Source organism: Flavobacterium sp. Arc3 (assembly GCF_041431375.1).
Classification (GTDB): Bacteria; Bacteroidota; Bacteroidia; order Flavobacteriales; family Flavobacteriaceae; genus Flavobacterium.
This window is the reverse complement of sequence record NZ_JASMRI010000029.1, coordinates 1-17,026: the sequence shown is the minus strand read 5'-3', so window position 1 is coordinate 17,026 and position 17,026 is coordinate 1. Positions and strand designations below refer to the sequence as shown.

Annotated in this window: 17 protein-coding genes and 4 pseudogenes; 19 read left to right on the top strand and 2 right to left on the bottom strand. The window is 33.8% G+C overall.

The genetic code is table 11. The features are described 5' to 3' along the window. Positions 1 to 2: 2 nt before the first annotated feature. Positions 3 to 773 carry an oleate hydratase gene (locus tag QO200_RS16935; RefSeq protein WP_371542511.1) on the bottom strand — a complete coding sequence of 257 codons (771 nt, stop codon included), beginning with the start codon at positions 771 to 773 and terminating at the stop codon, positions 3 to 5. Positions 774 to 997: 224 nt separating this feature from the next. Continuing rightward, on the bottom strand, positions 998 to 1,873 hold the full coding sequence (locus tag QO200_RS16930) for a helix-turn-helix domain-containing protein (RefSeq protein WP_371542508.1): 876 nt from the start codon (positions 1,871 to 1,873) through the stop codon (positions 998 to 1,000). 184 nt (positions 1,874 to 2,057) lie between these two features. On the opposite strand from QO200_RS16930, the gene QO200_RS16925 reads away from it, so the two are divergent. The 19 genes and pseudogenes from QO200_RS16925 to QO200_RS16835 all read left to right on the top strand — a co-directional run bounded on the left by QO200_RS16925 (position 2,058) and on the right by QO200_RS16835 (position 16,340). Further along, complete coding sequence (locus QO200_RS16925) at positions 2,058 to 2,441, top strand: DoxX family membrane protein (RefSeq protein ID WP_371542505.1); 384 nt, start codon at positions 2,058 to 2,060, stop codon at positions 2,439 to 2,441. Between the two features lies 1 nt (position 2,442). Beyond that, positions 2,443 to 3,021, top strand: coding sequence for a TetR/AcrR family transcriptional regulator (locus tag QO200_RS16920; RefSeq protein ID WP_371542502.1), 579 nt, complete (start codon positions 2,443 to 2,445; stop codon positions 3,019 to 3,021). Positions 3,022 to 3,072: 51 nt separating this feature from the next. Further along, the gene (locus QO200_RS16915) at positions 3,073 to 3,528 is read left to right on the top strand and encodes a ferritin-like domain-containing protein (protein ID WP_371542500.1); all 456 of its coding nucleotides are present in this window, start codon (positions 3,073 to 3,075) and stop codon (positions 3,526 to 3,528) included. 59 nt (positions 3,529 to 3,587) lie between these two features. After that, positions 3,588 to 4,004 (top strand): organic hydroperoxide resistance protein, encoded by a 417-nt coding sequence (locus QO200_RS16910; RefSeq protein ID WP_371542497.1) that lies wholly within the window; start codon positions 3,588 to 3,590, stop codon positions 4,002 to 4,004. 17 nt (positions 4,005 to 4,021) lie between these two features. Then, positions 4,022 to 4,963: pseudogene (locus tag QO200_RS16905) on the top strand (NADP-dependent oxidoreductase). Between the two features lie 305 nt (positions 4,964 to 5,268). Next, positions 5,269 to 5,719 (top strand): annotated as a pseudogene (locus QO200_RS16900) (NAD(P)H-binding protein). A 256-nt stretch (positions 5,720 to 5,975) separates the two neighbouring features. Next, positions 5,976 to 6,845, top strand: coding sequence for a lysophospholipid acyltransferase family protein (locus QO200_RS16895; protein ID WP_371542494.1), 870 nt, complete (start codon positions 5,976 to 5,978; stop codon positions 6,843 to 6,845). 112 nt (positions 6,846 to 6,957) lie between these two features. Then, positions 6,958 to 7,401, top strand: coding sequence for a DMT family transporter (locus QO200_RS16890; RefSeq protein WP_371542491.1), 444 nt, complete (start codon positions 6,958 to 6,960; stop codon positions 7,399 to 7,401). Between the two features lie 351 nt (positions 7,402 to 7,752). Further along, positions 7,753 to 8,262, top strand: a complete 510-nt coding sequence (locus tag QO200_RS16885) for a hypothetical protein (RefSeq protein WP_371542488.1) — start codon at positions 7,753 to 7,755, stop codon at positions 8,260 to 8,262. Positions 8,263 to 8,286: 24 nt separating this feature from the next. Beyond that, positions 8,287 to 8,676 carry a hypothetical protein gene (locus tag QO200_RS16880; protein WP_371542485.1) on the top strand — a complete coding sequence of 130 codons (390 nt, stop codon included), beginning with the start codon at positions 8,287 to 8,289 and terminating at the stop codon, positions 8,674 to 8,676. 56 nt (positions 8,677 to 8,732) lie between these two features. Continuing rightward, positions 8,733 to 9,074, top strand: coding sequence for a MerC family mercury resistance protein (locus QO200_RS16875; RefSeq protein ID WP_371542482.1), 342 nt, complete (start codon positions 8,733 to 8,735; stop codon positions 9,072 to 9,074). 39 nt (positions 9,075 to 9,113) lie between these two features. Next, positions 9,114 to 9,754 (top strand): annotated as a pseudogene (folE, locus tag QO200_RS16870) (GTP cyclohydrolase I FolE). A 76-nt stretch (positions 9,755 to 9,830) separates the two neighbouring features. After that, the gene (locus QO200_RS16865) at positions 9,831 to 11,219 is read left to right on the top strand and encodes an alkaline phosphatase (protein ID WP_371542479.1); all 1,389 of its coding nucleotides are present in this window, start codon (positions 9,831 to 9,833) and stop codon (positions 11,217 to 11,219) included. Between the two features lie 709 nt (positions 11,220 to 11,928). After that, positions 11,929 to 14,097: a TonB-dependent receptor domain-containing protein gene (locus tag QO200_RS16860; protein ID WP_371542476.1), complete on the top strand. Its 2,169-nt coding sequence runs from the start codon at positions 11,929 to 11,931 to the stop codon at positions 14,095 to 14,097. Positions 14,098 to 14,559: 462 nt separating this feature from the next. Then, positions 14,560 to 14,697: a hypothetical protein gene (locus QO200_RS16855; protein ID WP_371542473.1), complete on the top strand. Its 138-nt coding sequence runs from the start codon at positions 14,560 to 14,562 to the stop codon at positions 14,695 to 14,697. 209 nt (positions 14,698 to 14,906) lie between these two features. After that, on the top strand, positions 14,907 to 15,248 hold the full coding sequence (locus QO200_RS16850; RefSeq protein ID WP_371542471.1) for a type IV toxin-antitoxin system AbiEi family antitoxin: 342 nt from the start codon (positions 14,907 to 14,909) through the stop codon (positions 15,246 to 15,248). Positions 15,249 to 15,315: 67 nt separating this feature from the next. Further along, a pseudogene (locus QO200_RS16845) lies at positions 15,316 to 15,509 on the top strand (type IV toxin-antitoxin system AbiEi family antitoxin). Further along, positions 15,484 to 15,864 carry a hypothetical protein gene (locus QO200_RS16840; RefSeq protein WP_371542468.1) on the top strand — a complete coding sequence of 127 codons (381 nt, stop codon included), beginning with the start codon at positions 15,484 to 15,486 and terminating at the stop codon, positions 15,862 to 15,864. The pseudogene QO200_RS16845 and the gene QO200_RS16840 overlap by 26 nt, the downstream one beginning before the upstream one ends. 11 nt (positions 15,865 to 15,875) lie before the next feature. Further along, positions 15,876 to 16,340: a hypothetical protein gene (locus QO200_RS16835; protein ID WP_371542466.1), complete on the top strand. Its 465-nt coding sequence runs from the start codon at positions 15,876 to 15,878 to the stop codon at positions 16,338 to 16,340. The last annotated feature ends 686 nt before the right edge of the window (positions 16,341 to 17,026 follow it).

Sequence of the window (17,026 nt, the reverse complement as noted above, 5' to 3'; positions counted from 1 at the left end):
AGTCATTTTCCGTTAGATGGATTTATTTTTCTTCGCCATCTTGAATTAATTCTACGTTGCGCTACTTTTTTATTATTTTTTGTATCAACCACAATATTTTGAACCTGCGTTCTGTACAGAAAATGAACGTCATTCTCTTTCAAATAGCTAACCAGAGGCAAAATCAATGATTCATACTGATTGTACTTGGTAAAACGAAGCGAAGACATATCTGCAATTTTGCCCACATGAGAAATAAAACGCAATACATAACGACGCATTTCTAAAGCACTTGCCCATCGCTCAAAAGCGAACATCGTGGCCCAGTAAAGCCAAAAATTAGACTTAAAAAATTCTTCGGTAAATATTTGATCTATCTGTAAATCCTGCAATTTTTCTTCGGGAATCAAAATTAGCTTTATTAATTCCTCTATAGCTTTTGGCGTTAAAGTAAGTTTTCCATCGGTAGAGAGACGTTCCCTTTTATTGAGAATTACCCTTGTATGGGAAAAAGAAGGATCTATTTTATTTAACCAATAAAATTCATCTAATACTGAAGCTCCTTCAGTATCAAGAGAAGGAATGCTTCGAAATAAATCCCACAGCGTCTCAAAATGAGGTTCCATTTCGCGACCACCTCGGATGATGTATCCTTTTTGCTCATTCCAAATCCCATCCATACTACCGCCAGGTAGTGCTAATTCTTCTATGATATGAATCTTATTGCCTTTCATCTGTCCATCACGGATCAGAAATGCTGCAGCAGAAAGAGATGCCAATCCCGAACCAATCAAATAGGCTGATTTTTCATCTATGTTTGCAGGCTTTTTAGCACGTGCAAATGCTTTATAATTTCCTTTACTGTACTACATAATTTATTTTTTTTTACAAAATTAATATCGTAAAGTTGAGGTATATGTGTGCCTTTGCTTTTATTACTAGGTCACTTAGTAAAGTTAGTGGAATACTTATTTTTTTTAGTATCCCTAAATTCAGATATTGTATACTTAAATTCTGGTTAAGATATGCCCTGCATTTCTTGGTATTCGGTAGGGGAAATGCAAGCATATTTTTTAAAAAACCGTCCAAAAGCAGAAACTGAACTGAACTGGAGCAAATCTGCAATCTGGGTAATATTGTATCTAGGATTGCCAAGTAGCACGTAGGCCTCTTTCAGTAGTGCTTGATCAATAATATGATGTGGTGTTCTACCTGTTGTCTTTTTTGTGATTTCTATTAAATATTTATTAGAAATACATAATTGATTTGCATAGAAAGTAACTTTCTTATGTGCTAAAATATTTTCCTGAATAAGTTTATTAAATCTAAAAAATAAATGCGTTTGAGGGTCTTTATCTGCAATTGTTTTGGGAGCTAGTTTAAGATATATTTCGGCAATTTCGATAAGTAGAAGGAAAATTAAAGTTCGGATTTTTGGAATCATAAAATCATTGGTGCTTTTTTCTTCGCTCTTTAATTTATCTACAATATTTAGTAAGTTTTTTATATTTTTTTCAGAAGTATTAACAATAGAACATGAATCATTCTGGAACAGTCCCATTCTTTCAATGATAAATGGATCAGAAATGTTTGTCAACAAAAAAATTTTATCAAAAAAAACCAACTGCATCTGAAAGTCATTTGTTGCGTTGAGAAAATGTACTATAGTTGACGGTGCGGAACAAATTATACTACCAACATTTATTATACATTCAATACCATTAATCTTTAAATCAATTTCTCCTTTAGTACAAATACAAAAGGTATAATAATCCATTCGGAAAGGTTCATTTGGAAACTCAAAAATAGATTTACCAGTAGAGATATAATAAGAATTATTACAATCAATATTAAAAAAAGAAAGTGTATCCTGTAAATTTTTGTAGTTCTCCATTTATGTAATAATAATTTTAACCCTAAAAAAGTCCTTAATAGTTAGACTAAATATTTACTATAAAATTAATTAGAATATTCAGTGCAAGTTTTTTTTGTAAATATCTTAAAATTTAGTTAATTAGACAAAAAAATAAATGAACGATTATTTTTTTTATAAATTTGAATTCTTAAAACATAATAAAATGAAAAAACTTTTTTGGAACATTATTAAAATTATTCTGGCACTCTTTATGATTTATGGAGGAATACAACATTTTGTGAAACCGGATTTTTATATCCCGTATGTCCCTCCATTTTTACCATATGCAATGGTAATAATTTATATTTCGGGTCTCATAGAAATTGTTCTTGGCATAGCTCTACTACTGAACAAAAAATATGCACGACATGGAGCTCTCGGTGTATTTCTCTTAATGCTATTATTTTTGCCAATCCACATCTGGGATGTGTTTTCTAAAAACCCCGCAATAGGGAGTCATAATGCTGCATTAATAAGGCTCCCAATACAATTCATATTAATTATCTTTGCTTGGAAAGTTCATAGTGAATTATCAAAAAAAAATTAATATGATTAATAAAAAAAAAATAACGGATAAGAAAAGTGCTTTACTGAACGCTACCTTAACATTGGTCAATGATCATGGGTTTCATGATACTCCAATGTCCAAAATTGCTAAACTAGCAGGTGTAGCAACAGCCACAATTTACCTTTATTTTGAAAACAAACAAGATTTAATTAATACACTTTATCTTGAGGTAAAAGCCTCTTTTAGTAATTGTGCTCTTAAAGGTTATGATGAAAATCTGCCTGTAAAAAAGGGTTTTGAAATAATTTGGTACAATATTGCAGACTATAAATTAAATCAAATAAAAGAAGCTAAATTTTTATCGCAATCCGATAATACACCGATGATTGATGAAGAGATTAGAAAAGAAGGGTTAAAACACTTACAACCTTTACTTGATTTATGGGAAAAAGGAAAAAACGAAGGTATTATTAAACCGCTTTCAAGTTTTGTCCTTTATGCCTACACTATATATCCATTGTCTTTTCTAATGTCTATGCAAGAAAGAAACCTATATACTCTCAATGAAAAGGTATTAGATGAAACTTTTCAAGCGGCTTGGGATGCTATAAAAGTGTAATATTTTTTTATTAAAAAAAAGAATGAATGTTCATTTATAATTTATTAACATATGAAAAACAAAACAATCCTTATAAAAGGACTACATGAAATCCTTTCTGCAACTTTTGCTGGTGCTGAACAGCATCTGGCACATGCTACAATCAACGAATATAACGGTTTTCCAAAATTGGCGCAACGTATGCGGTCTGAATTTGAAAATGAAATTTCCGATTCTAAAATTCTCATGAACAGAATTTTAAATTTGGGTGGAATTCCAAACACAGAACATAAATCCTTACCTATTCATTTAGATGTGACTAAACAGCTTGAACAAGAATTCGCGGAACAGGTTATTGCCTTAAATCGATTACAGGAGTTAATAATATTATCAGAAAACGACTGCGCAACCAGAATGGTTTTTGAAGATTTCTTAAAAGATGAAACTTTGCATACAAATTGGTTACGTCAACAAGTAAGCCTAATAAATAATGTTGGTGTTGCAAATTATTTAACAACTCAAATGTAGACATTAACACATAATTAATTAAGGAATTTTACAAAAGAATAATAATTAAATAAAAAAATATGAAAAAATTATATACTGCTAATGCAACTGCAACCGGAGGTCGAGAAGGTCGTACCAAATCGGATGATGGAGTATTAGACTTTAAAATAGAGATCCCTAAAGAAATGGGAGGACGCGGCGGCGCCTTTACAAATCCAGAGCAACTTTTTGCAGCAGGCTACGCAGCTTGCTTTGACAGTGCATTAAACCTTGTGGCACGAACGCAGAAAATAAAACTCACGAATACTTCCGTATCAGCTTCGGTCACTATCGGTCAAAACGATGAAGGAGGTTTTTCACTTGCAGTAGATCTTGCCGTTTCCATTCCGGAAATAGAACGAGAAACTGCTCTGCAATTACTTGAACAAGCACATCAAGTGTGTCCCTATTCCAATGCAACTAGAGGCAATATTGCGGTCAATTTAAATTTATTATAAGAAGAAGAACCATCAACATGACTAAAGTAATTCTTTTAAACAATCGCCCCACTGGAAAGCCCAAGGTTACAGATTTTAAATTTATAGATGAAGAATAACCTGAGATCGCCAACGGAGAAATTCTTCTAAAAACAAAGCTTGTATCAGTGGATCCCTATTTGAGGGGTCGAATGAGTGATGCTGAATCATATGTAGAACCTTTCAAATTGAATAAATCCATTAGCTCAGGATGTATCGCAGAAGTTATCGAGTCTAAAAATGAATCTTTTAAAAAAGGGGATTTTGTATCTGGATCTTTAGAATGGAAAGAGTATCAAGTCTCAAACGGAAATGACCTTTCAAAAATAGATGCATCGGCAGCTCCGCTATCCGCTTATTTAGGAATATTAGGAATGACTGGATTAACGGCCTATTTAGGGCTAACGGAGATTGGAGTGCCAAAAAAAGGGGAAACCATAGTGGTATCTGGTGCTGCTGGTGCTGTTGGTAGTATTGTTGGTCAAATAGGAAAAATACTAGGTTGCCGTGTAGTTGGAATTGCTAGTACCGAAGAAAAAGTAGCAATGTTAAAATCAAAATTTGGTTTTGATGATGGCATCAATTATAACACTACTAAAGATATAAAGAAATCAATTGCCGTTACTTGCCCCAACGGGGTGGATATTTATTTCGACAATGTTGGGGGTACTATTTCAGATAGTGTACATGCCAACATTAATACGTTTGGTAGGATTATCGTTTGTGGAGCCATTTCGGTCTACAATGAAACCTCTGTTCCAACAGGGCCGAGGGTAGAACATTTTTTGATTAGAAAAAGTGCCCTTATGCAAGGTTTTATCATTGGAAACTATGCGGAGAAGTTTTCGGAAGGAGCAAAACAATTATCAAAATGGCTTAAAGAAGGTAAACTAACTTATACGGAAACCATTGTAGAGGGGTTTGATGCAATTCCCCGGTAGGGAGATGCTACAAAATCCCTATTTCTCATTAATAGGAGCAGATTAAGTGCATATCATACCAAATTGGCCTGAACAATATGAAAGAGGAAAACCTAAAGAATAACTATTAAAAACGAAAAAAAAATGAATAACGAAAAAAAAAGTATTGGTAGCTGGTGCTAATGGCAACACTGGAAGGACCATTATTGATATACTTCAAAAATCAGATACCTATAAACCGGTTGCCTTGGTACGGAAACAAGAACAAAAGAGCATTTTGAAAGCGAAAATGTGTTACGACGGTACTAGCCGATTTAGAAGAGTATTTGAGCCAAGTCGCCGCCCAAATTGATAAAATAATTTTCGCCGCTTGGTCAAAAGTCCAAAACGTACTTGGTGTAGACCAAGAAGGAGCTAAACGATTGACCTATGCGGCAAAACAAGCCGACGTCGAAAAATTAGTGATGTTAAGTTCTAGGCTAGCAGATAATCCTTCCCAAAATAAAGATCTTGAAGCGTACTTGAAAACAAAACGCCGATGAGTATTTGCGGGCAAGTGGTTCGGACTATTCTATCGCTAAACCAAGTCAATTGACAAATGAAGATGGTAAGGATCGAATCGAACTCGGTTTCAAATTGAACAAAAGCGGCAGTGTTCCAAGAGCTGATGTTGCTAAAGCCTTAGTTGAAGTATTGGATAACGGCGTTATGCAAAACCAAATTTTTGAGCCTTTGGAGTTTAAAACTCCTATTGAAAATACACTTCGATTAAATTAAACATATACTATTGACATTTAAATTAATGTTATTTTTCAATACATAGAAACAATAAGGGTACCTAATCAAAATTTGTCATAACAATTTAAATAATATTTATTGCGTGCTATCGGTCAAGATTGATCACAATACTAGCGCTTCTAATCTAAGTAACATGAATTAAGTTTCAAATGGAACTAGACTCTAATTTTTTCTGGTAAATAATAATAAATTTTGAACAAAGCGAAATTTGTACGCACTAATTACAATTACAAATATGAAATTTTATAAGATCTTAAAATACTTTCCATTTTATATGCTTTCAGTAATGCCTATGCAAATACTGTATTTTTCTTCCGATTGTACTTATACTTTTATATACTACATTATACAATATCGAAAAAAAGTGGTTCTAGACAATCTTCGTAAAGCATTTCCTAAAAAAAATAAGGATGAAATTAATGATATTTCCAAACGGTTCTACCGTCATTTTTGCGATATTATTTTTGAATCAATTAAAACATTAACGATTTCCAAAGAAGATGCTAAAAAACGACTAAATCTCAAAAACCCTGAAATCATTGAGAATTTTGTTAAAGATGGTAGAAGTATTCTTCTGTATACAGCTCACCAAGGGAATTGGGAGCTGCTTGTATATTTACCTTTATTATTACCGTATCCTTCAAATACCTTTTACCGCCCACTAAATAACCTTTATTTCAATGGTCTTCTTCTTCTAATACGGGAGCGGTTTGGAGTAACATGTGTTGAGAAATCTAAAGGGTATAGGACAATTATTAAACAAAAAAACAATTCAGAAATAGTGATGAATTGCATTATTGGCGATCAAAGTCCTAGAAAAGAAAGTGCCATCCATTGGTGCAATTTTTTTAATAGAAAAACAGCATTCTACCTTGGCGCAAACAATATTTCGAGAAAAACTAATGATGTTGTTCTCTTTCCTAGATTTACTAAAGTTAAAAGGGGGGAATATCAACTCTATTTTGAAATAATCGAAGAATTTCCATCGCGCTCTCCAGGCTATAAAACTGTAGATAAGTATGCAAGATGTTTAGAAAACACCATTACGACAGTTCCAGAAATGTGGCTTTGGAGTCATAGAAGATGGAAACTGACCGAGAGATAAATATAGTGTTCGGAAGCCCTTATCTATTAGCTAATACAGCCATGAAATTAGGAGTGTATCCAACTTTAATAGAATAATTTCAAAAAACGTTAAACTTTATAACTTAGACAAAATGGAAAAATTTATTTGGATTATATTAGCATTTTTTGCTGGATCATTTTTACCTATACAGTCTGGCATGAATAACAAACTGGCTAAAACTGGCGGTAGTCCTGTTCATGCCTCAATGATATCATTTGCAATAGGTTTATTGGTATTAGTAATTTATATTCTTTTAACTTCTCAAAATGTATCTTGGAAAGGAATAAAAGATGCTCCATCTTATGCTTGGGCAGGTGGAATATTGGGAGCTTTTTATGTTACAATTATTGTACTTGCCTTTCCTAAGATAGGGCCTGGATTAACATTTGGGTTAGTAGTTACAGGACAGTTATTAATATCAATGTTGATGGAGCACTTTCAAATAATGGGAGCCCAACAAATACCAATCAGTATTGGCAGAATTACGGGTATGCTATTAATTATCGTGGGTGTAATAATTATGAAGAATTTTTGAAATGACATTTCCTCTGACAAATTATAAAAATAATAGGTGAGAAAGTTTATATTCAATGTTTGAAGATTGTTAAAGCCTTCTTTAAGTTATCTAGTTATGGATTAACTCAAGATAAATTAATTTAATAAGAATGAATAATCAATTCAAAAAGATACATCAAGTTATTTCAAATTATATCGAAATAAACGATAAAGAATGGATTTACTACTCTTCAAAATTTCGAGTAAATGAAATCAAGAAAAAAGAAATAATCCTTAGCCAAGGAGATATTTGCCGTGATGTGTTTTTTGTGGTTAATGGGCAGTTAAGTTTTTTTTTTGTGGATAACATTGGAGAAGAAAAGACAATACTGTGGAAACTTTTGATAGCGGATTTGAATACCACGGAGACCACGTGGACACAAAAGGTACGCCTAAATTTGGTTCACTTACTGGAAGTTCACTATTGCCTACCCACTTTAAAAGTAAGTTAGGCGAAATCCTAACTTTCAATGATGGTGATGGTACGTTATCAGTGGCGAAAGAATCAGACGTGCATACTACAAATGCTTCTTTTACAACCATAAATGCAGGTTTATTAGCGCATCACGGAGCTATGGCAACTTTTAGTAATGATACCTATGCGATAACAGAGAAAGACAATACAATAACGGGGACTTTACCTGAAAAAGTAATCGATCGTACAGGAAAAACACTTTACGCTGCAAAAGTAAGCACTGCTGGAATACACGGAAATGCATCTGATGGTACGTACGCTATTTTTGGATCAGCTAGTGGTGTTCTTGTAGCAGAAAGCAATGGTAATCAAAAACTAATTCCGCATCCTACTGATTTTGGAACGGCTTGGTTTGGTACTATCTGAGAAACGGCTACGACTGGAAAATTTGTGGGATATACCGCTGCTAAAGGAGCGTACTTGATTGATGTGGTAACTAATAGCATCACTCCTATTATCGAAAGTACAAAAATTGTGCAGTGCAAATCGAGTTACAATCTTTCAAAATTGGGTGTTTTACTATATTCTGGTGAATTCCTTTTATTTGATTTAAACACTTTACAATCAGTGAAAAATGGAAACGTAATCGCAGCTGTATCTGAAACTGCTACTCAAAAACCACAATTTGCCCTAAGCGAAAGATTTGTATACATCACATCGCCATCAACAGGTGAATTAGTGCAAGTAAACCTTTCGACATTAAAAACCACAAAAATTAAAACTTCAACTACACCGTATAGCATTACCCTTTTTGGTCATGAGAACAGTGCTGCACATTAATCTTTAAAAAAATAGGCATGCGGTGAATCAGGCCGCATGCTTATCATAAATCTGTCATGAAAAAACAATCAACTATCGTTTTTGATCTTTTGGGTATATCAAGCGCAACATTGTGCTTAGTACATTGCCTAATTTTTCCGCTTTTAACAATACTCCCGTTGGGTTTTGGTAGCAACCATTATAATGATCTTTTTTTTATATGTATCTCGTTATGTGTTGTTTTAAAAATCATCTTTAGCACTAGTCCATTAATTGTAAAAGTGTTGCTAAGCTGCTCCATTATTACTGTCATTGTTGGCGTAGTTTTAGAATCTTTCTTTTCCATTAACTCCTCATTGATTTTGATAGGAGGAATTGGCATGATCATCGGGCATCTTATCAATTATAAATCGCACTAAGTAGCAACGATTTTTATAGAACCCTTATATTTTTTTCGAATGAAAAACAACAAACAAGAAATAGATGCGATTGGCGACAATCATATCGGTACATCGGCAGAGACGCCTTTACGAAAAGATGCCTTCGATAGAAAAAACGATCAAAAAATCGAAACAATATCCTTTCACTATAAAAAAATAATGGAAGCCCTTGGTTTGGATCTGACTGATGATAGTTTGAGCGGAACCCCGTATCGTGTGGCTAAAATGTATGTCACCGAATTATTCTCTGGATTAGATCCCAAAAACAAGCCTGAAATTTCTGTATTTGATAATAAATACGAATACAGTAAAATGCTCGTGGAAAGCCATATCACCTTTAGTTCGTCCTGCGAGCACCATTTTTTACCTATCGTAGGAAAGGCACACATAGGTTATATTTCATCTGGTAAAGTTATTGGATTATCTAAGATGAATCGTATTGTACGCTACTATGGTCAACGCCCAGAATGACCATGCAAATATTTAACGAACTTAAAGCGGCACTTCAAACGGAGGATGTTATCGTCGTTGTCGAAGCGGAACATTTGTGCGTTTCAAGTAGAGGAGTAAATGACAAATCCAGTAAAACAACTACTGTAGAATACGGAGGGGATTTTGGTAACAACCAAATTAGAAATGATTTCTTTAAAATGATTTAAGAGCTTCACGCAAAGCTAGCTCTATTATTCAAAACTCATTTATCAAAAAATATAATTTTCTTAAACAGCACACAAAATGGATAGAAGAAAGTTTTTTAAAAGTGGTTCGTTATTTACAATTGGAGCCGTTGTATTAAATCCGTTACAAGGTTCAGCAAATATTTTAGATTTCCAGTCTTTTAATAAAAATAAGAAGGCTAAAAATATTATTCTTCTAGTCAGTGACGGAATGAGTACGGGTACTTTAAATATGACCGACTTATTTTTAAATCGAAAAACGGGAACGGGAAGCAACTGGATTCAACTTTATAAGGATAATAAAGTTTCAAGAGCTTTGATGGACACCGCTTCTGCTAGCTCTATAGTTACTGATTCTGCCACTGCTAGTTCTTCTTGGGGAGGCGGTTATAGCGTCAATAACGGAAGTTTGAATGTAAGTTCGAAGGGAGAACCACACCTACCACTCTGGCAAAAATTTAAAAAAGCGGGAAAAATGGCAGGTTGCGTGACCACGGTACCCATTACACACGCAACGCCCGCTGGATTTTGTGTAAATAGTAAGAGTCGCAACGCACAAGAGGATATTGCCGAAGATTATTTAAATCTTGGTTTTGATATTATGATGGGCGGTGGTGCTGCTTATTTTAATCCCACAACAAGAAAAGACAAAAAAGACCTATATGCAGCTTATAAAGCTAAGGGATACCAAGTGGTGAAGTCTAGAAGCGAAATGCAACAAGCGACTACCTCTCAGCCTATTCTAGGTGTATTTTCAGAAGAAGGACTACCGTACTATGTTGATCGTAATAGCGATGAAAATCTGAAAAAAGTTATTCCAACCTTAGCTGAAATGGCTGAGAAAGCAATTGATCGAATGAAAGGTCACAAAAGTGGCTTTGTACTACAAATTGAAAGTGGAAAAGTAGATTGGGCTGCTCATGCAAATGATATCGCTGGTTTAATTCACGATCAAATAGCTTTTGATGAAGCGGTTAAAGTGGCAATGGACTTTGCTGAAAAAGACCAAGAAACTTTAGTGATTATTACCACTGACCATGGTAATGCCAATCCCGGAATAATTTACGGAAAGGAAACGAATGCTAACTTTGACAGTATCCATAAGTACACCCAAACTAATGAATGGATTTTGAACCAAATCAAAGCAGATTCATCTGTTTCCCAAGTTCAAGAAATTATCGAAAAAGCAAATGGCCATGGCATTTCAACAGATGAAGCCAAAACTGTCTTAAGTTATTATGACGGTTTGCACAAAGAAGACGGACTTTACAATTACAAAAAACTGCCCTGTAAAGCGTTTGCAACAATGCAAGAACAAAGTAATGCTGTAGGCTGGATTAGTGTGAATCACTCTGCAGATTATGTTGAACTGGCTATATATGGACCTGGAAGCGAACTTCTAAAACCATTTGTTAAGAATACCGACTTACACTACTTAATGCTATAAGTAGCCGAAATTGAAAATAAATTTTAAGAACTTTACAGGTTTCGTAGTTAGTTAATTGATTATATTTAGTTACCCTAATAAAACTCGCCTCATCAGGTGGGTTTTATTCGTTTATAAGACATGTTAACAATGCATTAGAAGTAGTTACTCTCTCAAAGAACTATTTTTAGATTGTAGCGCATTGATAAACATATGACTTTTAAAAAAGTTAATAGCCTATTTTATGAAAAAGTAAAATCATTTTTAAAAGACATCACAGTAAATTAGCTCAGAAATAACAATTGATTCGCAAATATTATTTTTAAATTTGCATTGTGAAAATCTGGAGTATACTTTTATCATTTTTGGTGCTACTATTATCAACCGTACCTTGCAGCGCATTAGAATCAAATTCTAAATGTTCGCTGGAAAAAAAGTGCGAACAAGAATCTCACAAATGCGGTAACGACTGCTCTGGAAAATGCTCTCCCTTTTACTCTTGCGGTAGCTGCGTAGGTTTCGCTATGAGTACGACAACTTTAAACAAAGCCCAAAAACAGCTTCCCATTAACAGCGATAGAGCTCTTGATATTGATGTAGTTACTGTTGCAAACTCCTCTTTTAATGGTACTATCTGGCAACCACCTAAACTTTCTTTTTATCTATAATCTTTCAGAACAGCTGATTCCAAAAACCAGCTGAAAAAATTATTCATATTAAGAAATAAAAAATGTTTAAATATATTTTACTACTTGTGGCAATAACAACTATTGGCACAGCGCAGGCACAGTATACCCTTAAAATTAGTATTAAGGATATCGATACTAATTTGCCCTTAAATGGGGTTACAAGCACTATACGAGAGCAGTCACTAACTGCTTACTCTAATGCTGAAGGAATAATTACTTTCGAAAATCTATCAGAAGCAATGTACGCGCTGTCTTTTGAACTGGAAGGATATGAGCTAGAAAACAAAACAATTCAAGTCCCTCTTAAAACAGCAGAAGTAACTGTCTACATGAAAAGCACTGCCGAAGAAATGGATGAAATTATTATCACGTCAACCAGAGGGACGAGAACGATAAGCAATATTCCTACCCGTGTTGAATTTATTGCTGGTGAGGAACTGGAGGAAAAAGCAAATATGAAGCCCGGAGACATTCGTATGATGCTTAACGAAAGTACGGGGATACAAACACAACAAACTTCGGCAACTTCAGGAAACTCATCAATTAGAATACAAGGGCTGGATGGTCGATACACACAAATTTTGAAAGATGGTTTTCCAGTATATTCAGGTGCTTCAAGCGGACTTAGTTTACTGCAAACACCGCCTTTAGATTTAAAGCAAGTCGAAATAATCAAAGGTTCAGCCTCTACTTTATATGGTGGTGGTGCTATCGCTGGATTAGTCAATTTAGTTTCGAAAACTCCTACCGAGGAAAGAGAATTGCGATTATTACTTAATGGAACTTCTGCAGGAGGTCTCGACATTAACGGATTTTATTCGCAGCGATTTGATAAGATTGGATTCACGGTTTTTGCCTCTCACGATAGAAATGCAGCCTACGATCCTGCCGATAATAAATTGACTGCTATTCCTAAATTTGAACGATTCAATTTTAATCCAAAGTTATTTCTATATCTAAATGAAAATACCGAACTTAATTTTGGTGTAAACGCGGTATTTGAGGATAGAATTGGAGGAAACATTGACTACATCAAAAATGAAAGCGAATACCCTGACAGCTATTTCGAAAAAAATAAAACAAAAAGACTTAGCACTCAGTTTACACTTTCGCATACAATAAATGAAAGAGAATCTTTTACCGTAAAAAATAGTATCAATAATTTCAGTCGTGTAATTACTGTTCCTGATTACCTATTTGATGGAGTTCAAACCAGTACATTTTCTGAATTTACTTATGCAAACAATGGTCCGTTATCACAGTGGGTTGCAGGAGCAAATTTATACACTGATGAGTTCAAAGAAGACAATTCTAGTACTGCTCCTTTGAGAGATTACAACCAAATCACCTACGGCGCATTTATTCAAAATACGGTTAAAGCAAATGACTGGCTTGATATAGAAACAGGGTTGAGAGGTGATTATGTACATGAATATGGCTTTTCACTATTGCCTAGAGTTTCTGCATTATTTAAAATTAGCCCTAAGTTTAGCTCACGTTTAGGTGGTGGACTCGGTTATAAAGCACCCACTATATTTACAGAGGAAAGTGAGTCGATACAGTATCAAAATGTATTGCCTATCAGTAGCGGTGTTAACAAACTTGAAAAAAGCTACGGTTTCAATTTTGATGTGAATTATAGAACCAATCTAACTGATGAACTGTCACTATCAGTAAATCAATTATTCTTTTACACGAAGGTTAATGATCCATTAATTTTAACGCCACTAGCAAATGATAGCTTTCAATTTATAAATGTTAATGGAAATTTAAATACTAAAGGAACCGAAACTAACCTTAAGCTGGGGTATAAAGATTTCAAATTATTCATAGGATATACTTTCACAAATGCTATGGTAGAAAATGATGGAACTAAATCGAGAAATCCTTTGACAGCAAAACACCGTTTAAATAACGTTTTAATGTATGAAGTTGAAGATAAATGGAAGATAGGTTTAGAAGCATATTATTATAGCCCACAGCAATTAACTGATGGTACTACCGGTCGTGATTACTGGATTTTTGGAGTCATGATAGAGAAATTATGGGACAACTTTTCTATCTACTCTAATTTCGAAAACTTCACTGATACGAGACAAACGAGATTTGGCAGCATCTACACTGGATCATTGTCCAACCCTGTTTTCAAAGATATTTTTGCTCCACTTGACGGTTTTGTTGTTAATGCTGGAATCAAGATAAAAATATAAAAAAGCAGAAAATTTATAAATCAAGGTGAAACATTTTTTACTTATGTTATTCGAATCACTAATCCCTGCACAACTGAGGGATAATAAACACTTGAAAAATTTCGAAGTAATTCTCTAACCTTAAAAAAACCTCTAAAATCAAACTGACTTTGGAGGTTTATATTTTTTGTATCCAGACGAAACTATTTACAAACCATTTTATGCAGGATTTGAAGAAGTAGTGCTGGTGCAGCTGTCAAATTAAAACATAAAGTAATCAAACTAGAAAAATTATGCCGCCAAATTACAAAAGGATCTAAACATAGTGATCCCAGATTAAACATCTGGTTTTTTCGCAACATAGGAGTTCATTAATTTTACTTGTTCACGTTTTCGTCAACAAGTAAAATTAATGAACAAATAAATGAAAAGGAAATTATACAGTAGACTATAAATAATATACAAAAGGACAGTGCTATCAATGTGGAGTGGAAAGAACTCAACAATGACAATGCTATTGATGGAAAACTACTCCCGTACTTGAATACACTTAATATAGAACTATATGCAGAAATTAAAAAAGAACTTAGAAACATACATCTTGTTAAAATAGAAGAATAGGCTATTACAAAAAGTCCTTTTATTATTATCGCACAACGTATATTTCCTAAGATAAAGGAAGAGCTACGTAAAAAAAACATTGCCTATCTATAAGCCAATGGTAATATATTCCTAAATAAAGATGAAATCTATCTTTACATTGATGGTAATGGCCCTATTGAATAAAAAATAAAACAACAAATAGGGCTTTTACTAAAACAGGATTAAAAGTGATTTATCAATTTCGAATTAAGGATTGTATCAACAGTACCTATCACGAAATTGCTGAATTAACTGATACTGGAATTGGTACTTTAAACACCATATTCAATGGTTTAAAAGAGGAAGATTTTCTAATACAGATAACCAAGAATGAACTCCAGATGGAGAACAGGAAAAAATTGTTAGATAAATGGATAATCGAATATGAAAAACGCCTAAAGCCAACCTTAACGATAGGGACCCTTCGTTTCCTCAAAAAAGACGATTTTTATAACTGGAAAGATATTCCCATTAAAAAAGGAAAAACAATCTGGGGCGGAGAGACGGCAAGTGGCGTTCTCATTAATTAATTAATTAATTAATTATTTACGTCCGGAGGAACCTACCCTATACACTAATGAAGAAACAAGCGATTTAATGAAAAATTACCGTCTCGTTCCGGACCTACATGGCAATATTAAAGCATTTAAACAGTTTTGGGAAACAAATAAGAAAATACTAACACGGTACATCCGCTCCTAGCCTATGCCGACTTAATTAATCAAGCAGACCGCAGATGTACAGAAACCGCACAAAAAATTTACGATGAGTACTTACACGATCAGTTTTAAGCAATTACAACAACAGCCTCATTTTTCAGAAATGCTTACCGCATTAGAAAATGGACTGAATAAATATGGAATAGACTTCTATCTCGTAGGCGCCGTGGCACGCGATGTTTGGATGACTGACATAAACTATATACCACCTAGCAGAGTTACTGGAGATATCGATTTTGCCGTTTTTATAAATGACAAAAATACCTATGCGGATCTTAGAGAATATCTTATCAATATAGAAGTGTTCATCTCCTACAAAGGCAATGGTTTAGTACTCAAATGGAAAAATATAATACAAATCAATTTAATGCCGTTTGGAGAAATTGAAGCTAAACCATCAAATATAACCGTTGAAGGTACTGGGTAACCAGTCTCAATATGCCAGGTTTCAAAGAAATATATGATTCTGGTTTTCCAGAAGCTGAACTAGAAGAAAAGCACTGGTTTAAGTTTTGCACCTTACCCAGTATTGTACTACTCAAATTAATTACTTTTCAAGAACGTCCTGAAATAAAACGTGATGATATCAAAGACATTAGTAAAATCATGAAGCATTTTTTTGATATGTATGCAGATGAGATATATGAAAACCACAATAACCTTTTTGGAGATAAGGATATCAACCTGCATTGGATCGCAACAAGGGTCCTAGGGAGAGAAATGGGGAAAATTGCTCAATTAAATAAAGATCTTTTTCTCAGAATAATAAAGATACTAAAGAAAAACACAATTGATATTCATTCCAGTATTATCGCCAAAATTATGGCAGAGTTTTTTCAAAATACGATTGAAGAGATTGTAAAACTCCTGGAACAGGTAAAAATTGGGTATTTGGAAAACTGATGGTTCTGTCACAATATAGGAACAACTTCAATTCCACTTAGAGTTCTTTCCGCAGATTCAAAATTTAAAAAAAATCATTCAAAATGGTATCTTATTTATAAGTTAGCCTTAAAAAAAAACTAAATAATACTACACATAAAAACCAATGAATTAAACACTTATTCCTTACCTTTGCTTAGTTAAAAAAAAGACTTTGAAAGTCTAGTGACCCAATTGGTGACCCTGTTCTTAAAAAATGTTTTGAAAACCCAGTATTTACTGGTATTATTATAAAGGCATCGGAGCCTCTTTCTCCGCCAGTAGAAATACAAAACGAGGCAAACCCCTCTAAATCTTATGATTTAGGGGGGTTTTTTCATTTACGGAAGTTCAGATTATTCATTAAATATCAAAAATAAGGTGTCTTTCGTGATGTCATTTTTAGTAGCCACTAAAATGGTTACTAAGTTTACTAAAATCCCTATGATACGTTCGACATTCCTATTTAAAAAAAAATAAAATTCCAATAAGTTTATGATTTCTTTTTTGGCGCTTTTAATGAAGGAGTATTACCTGGAGTATCTTTATTATCACGTTGACGTTGGTCTGGTTTCGGATCAAGTCGAAAACGGATCAAGCGCAAAAGTTGGGGATTATCCAAAAAGGTTAGATAATCTGAACAAGAAAAAGTCGATTTTCCGAACCCC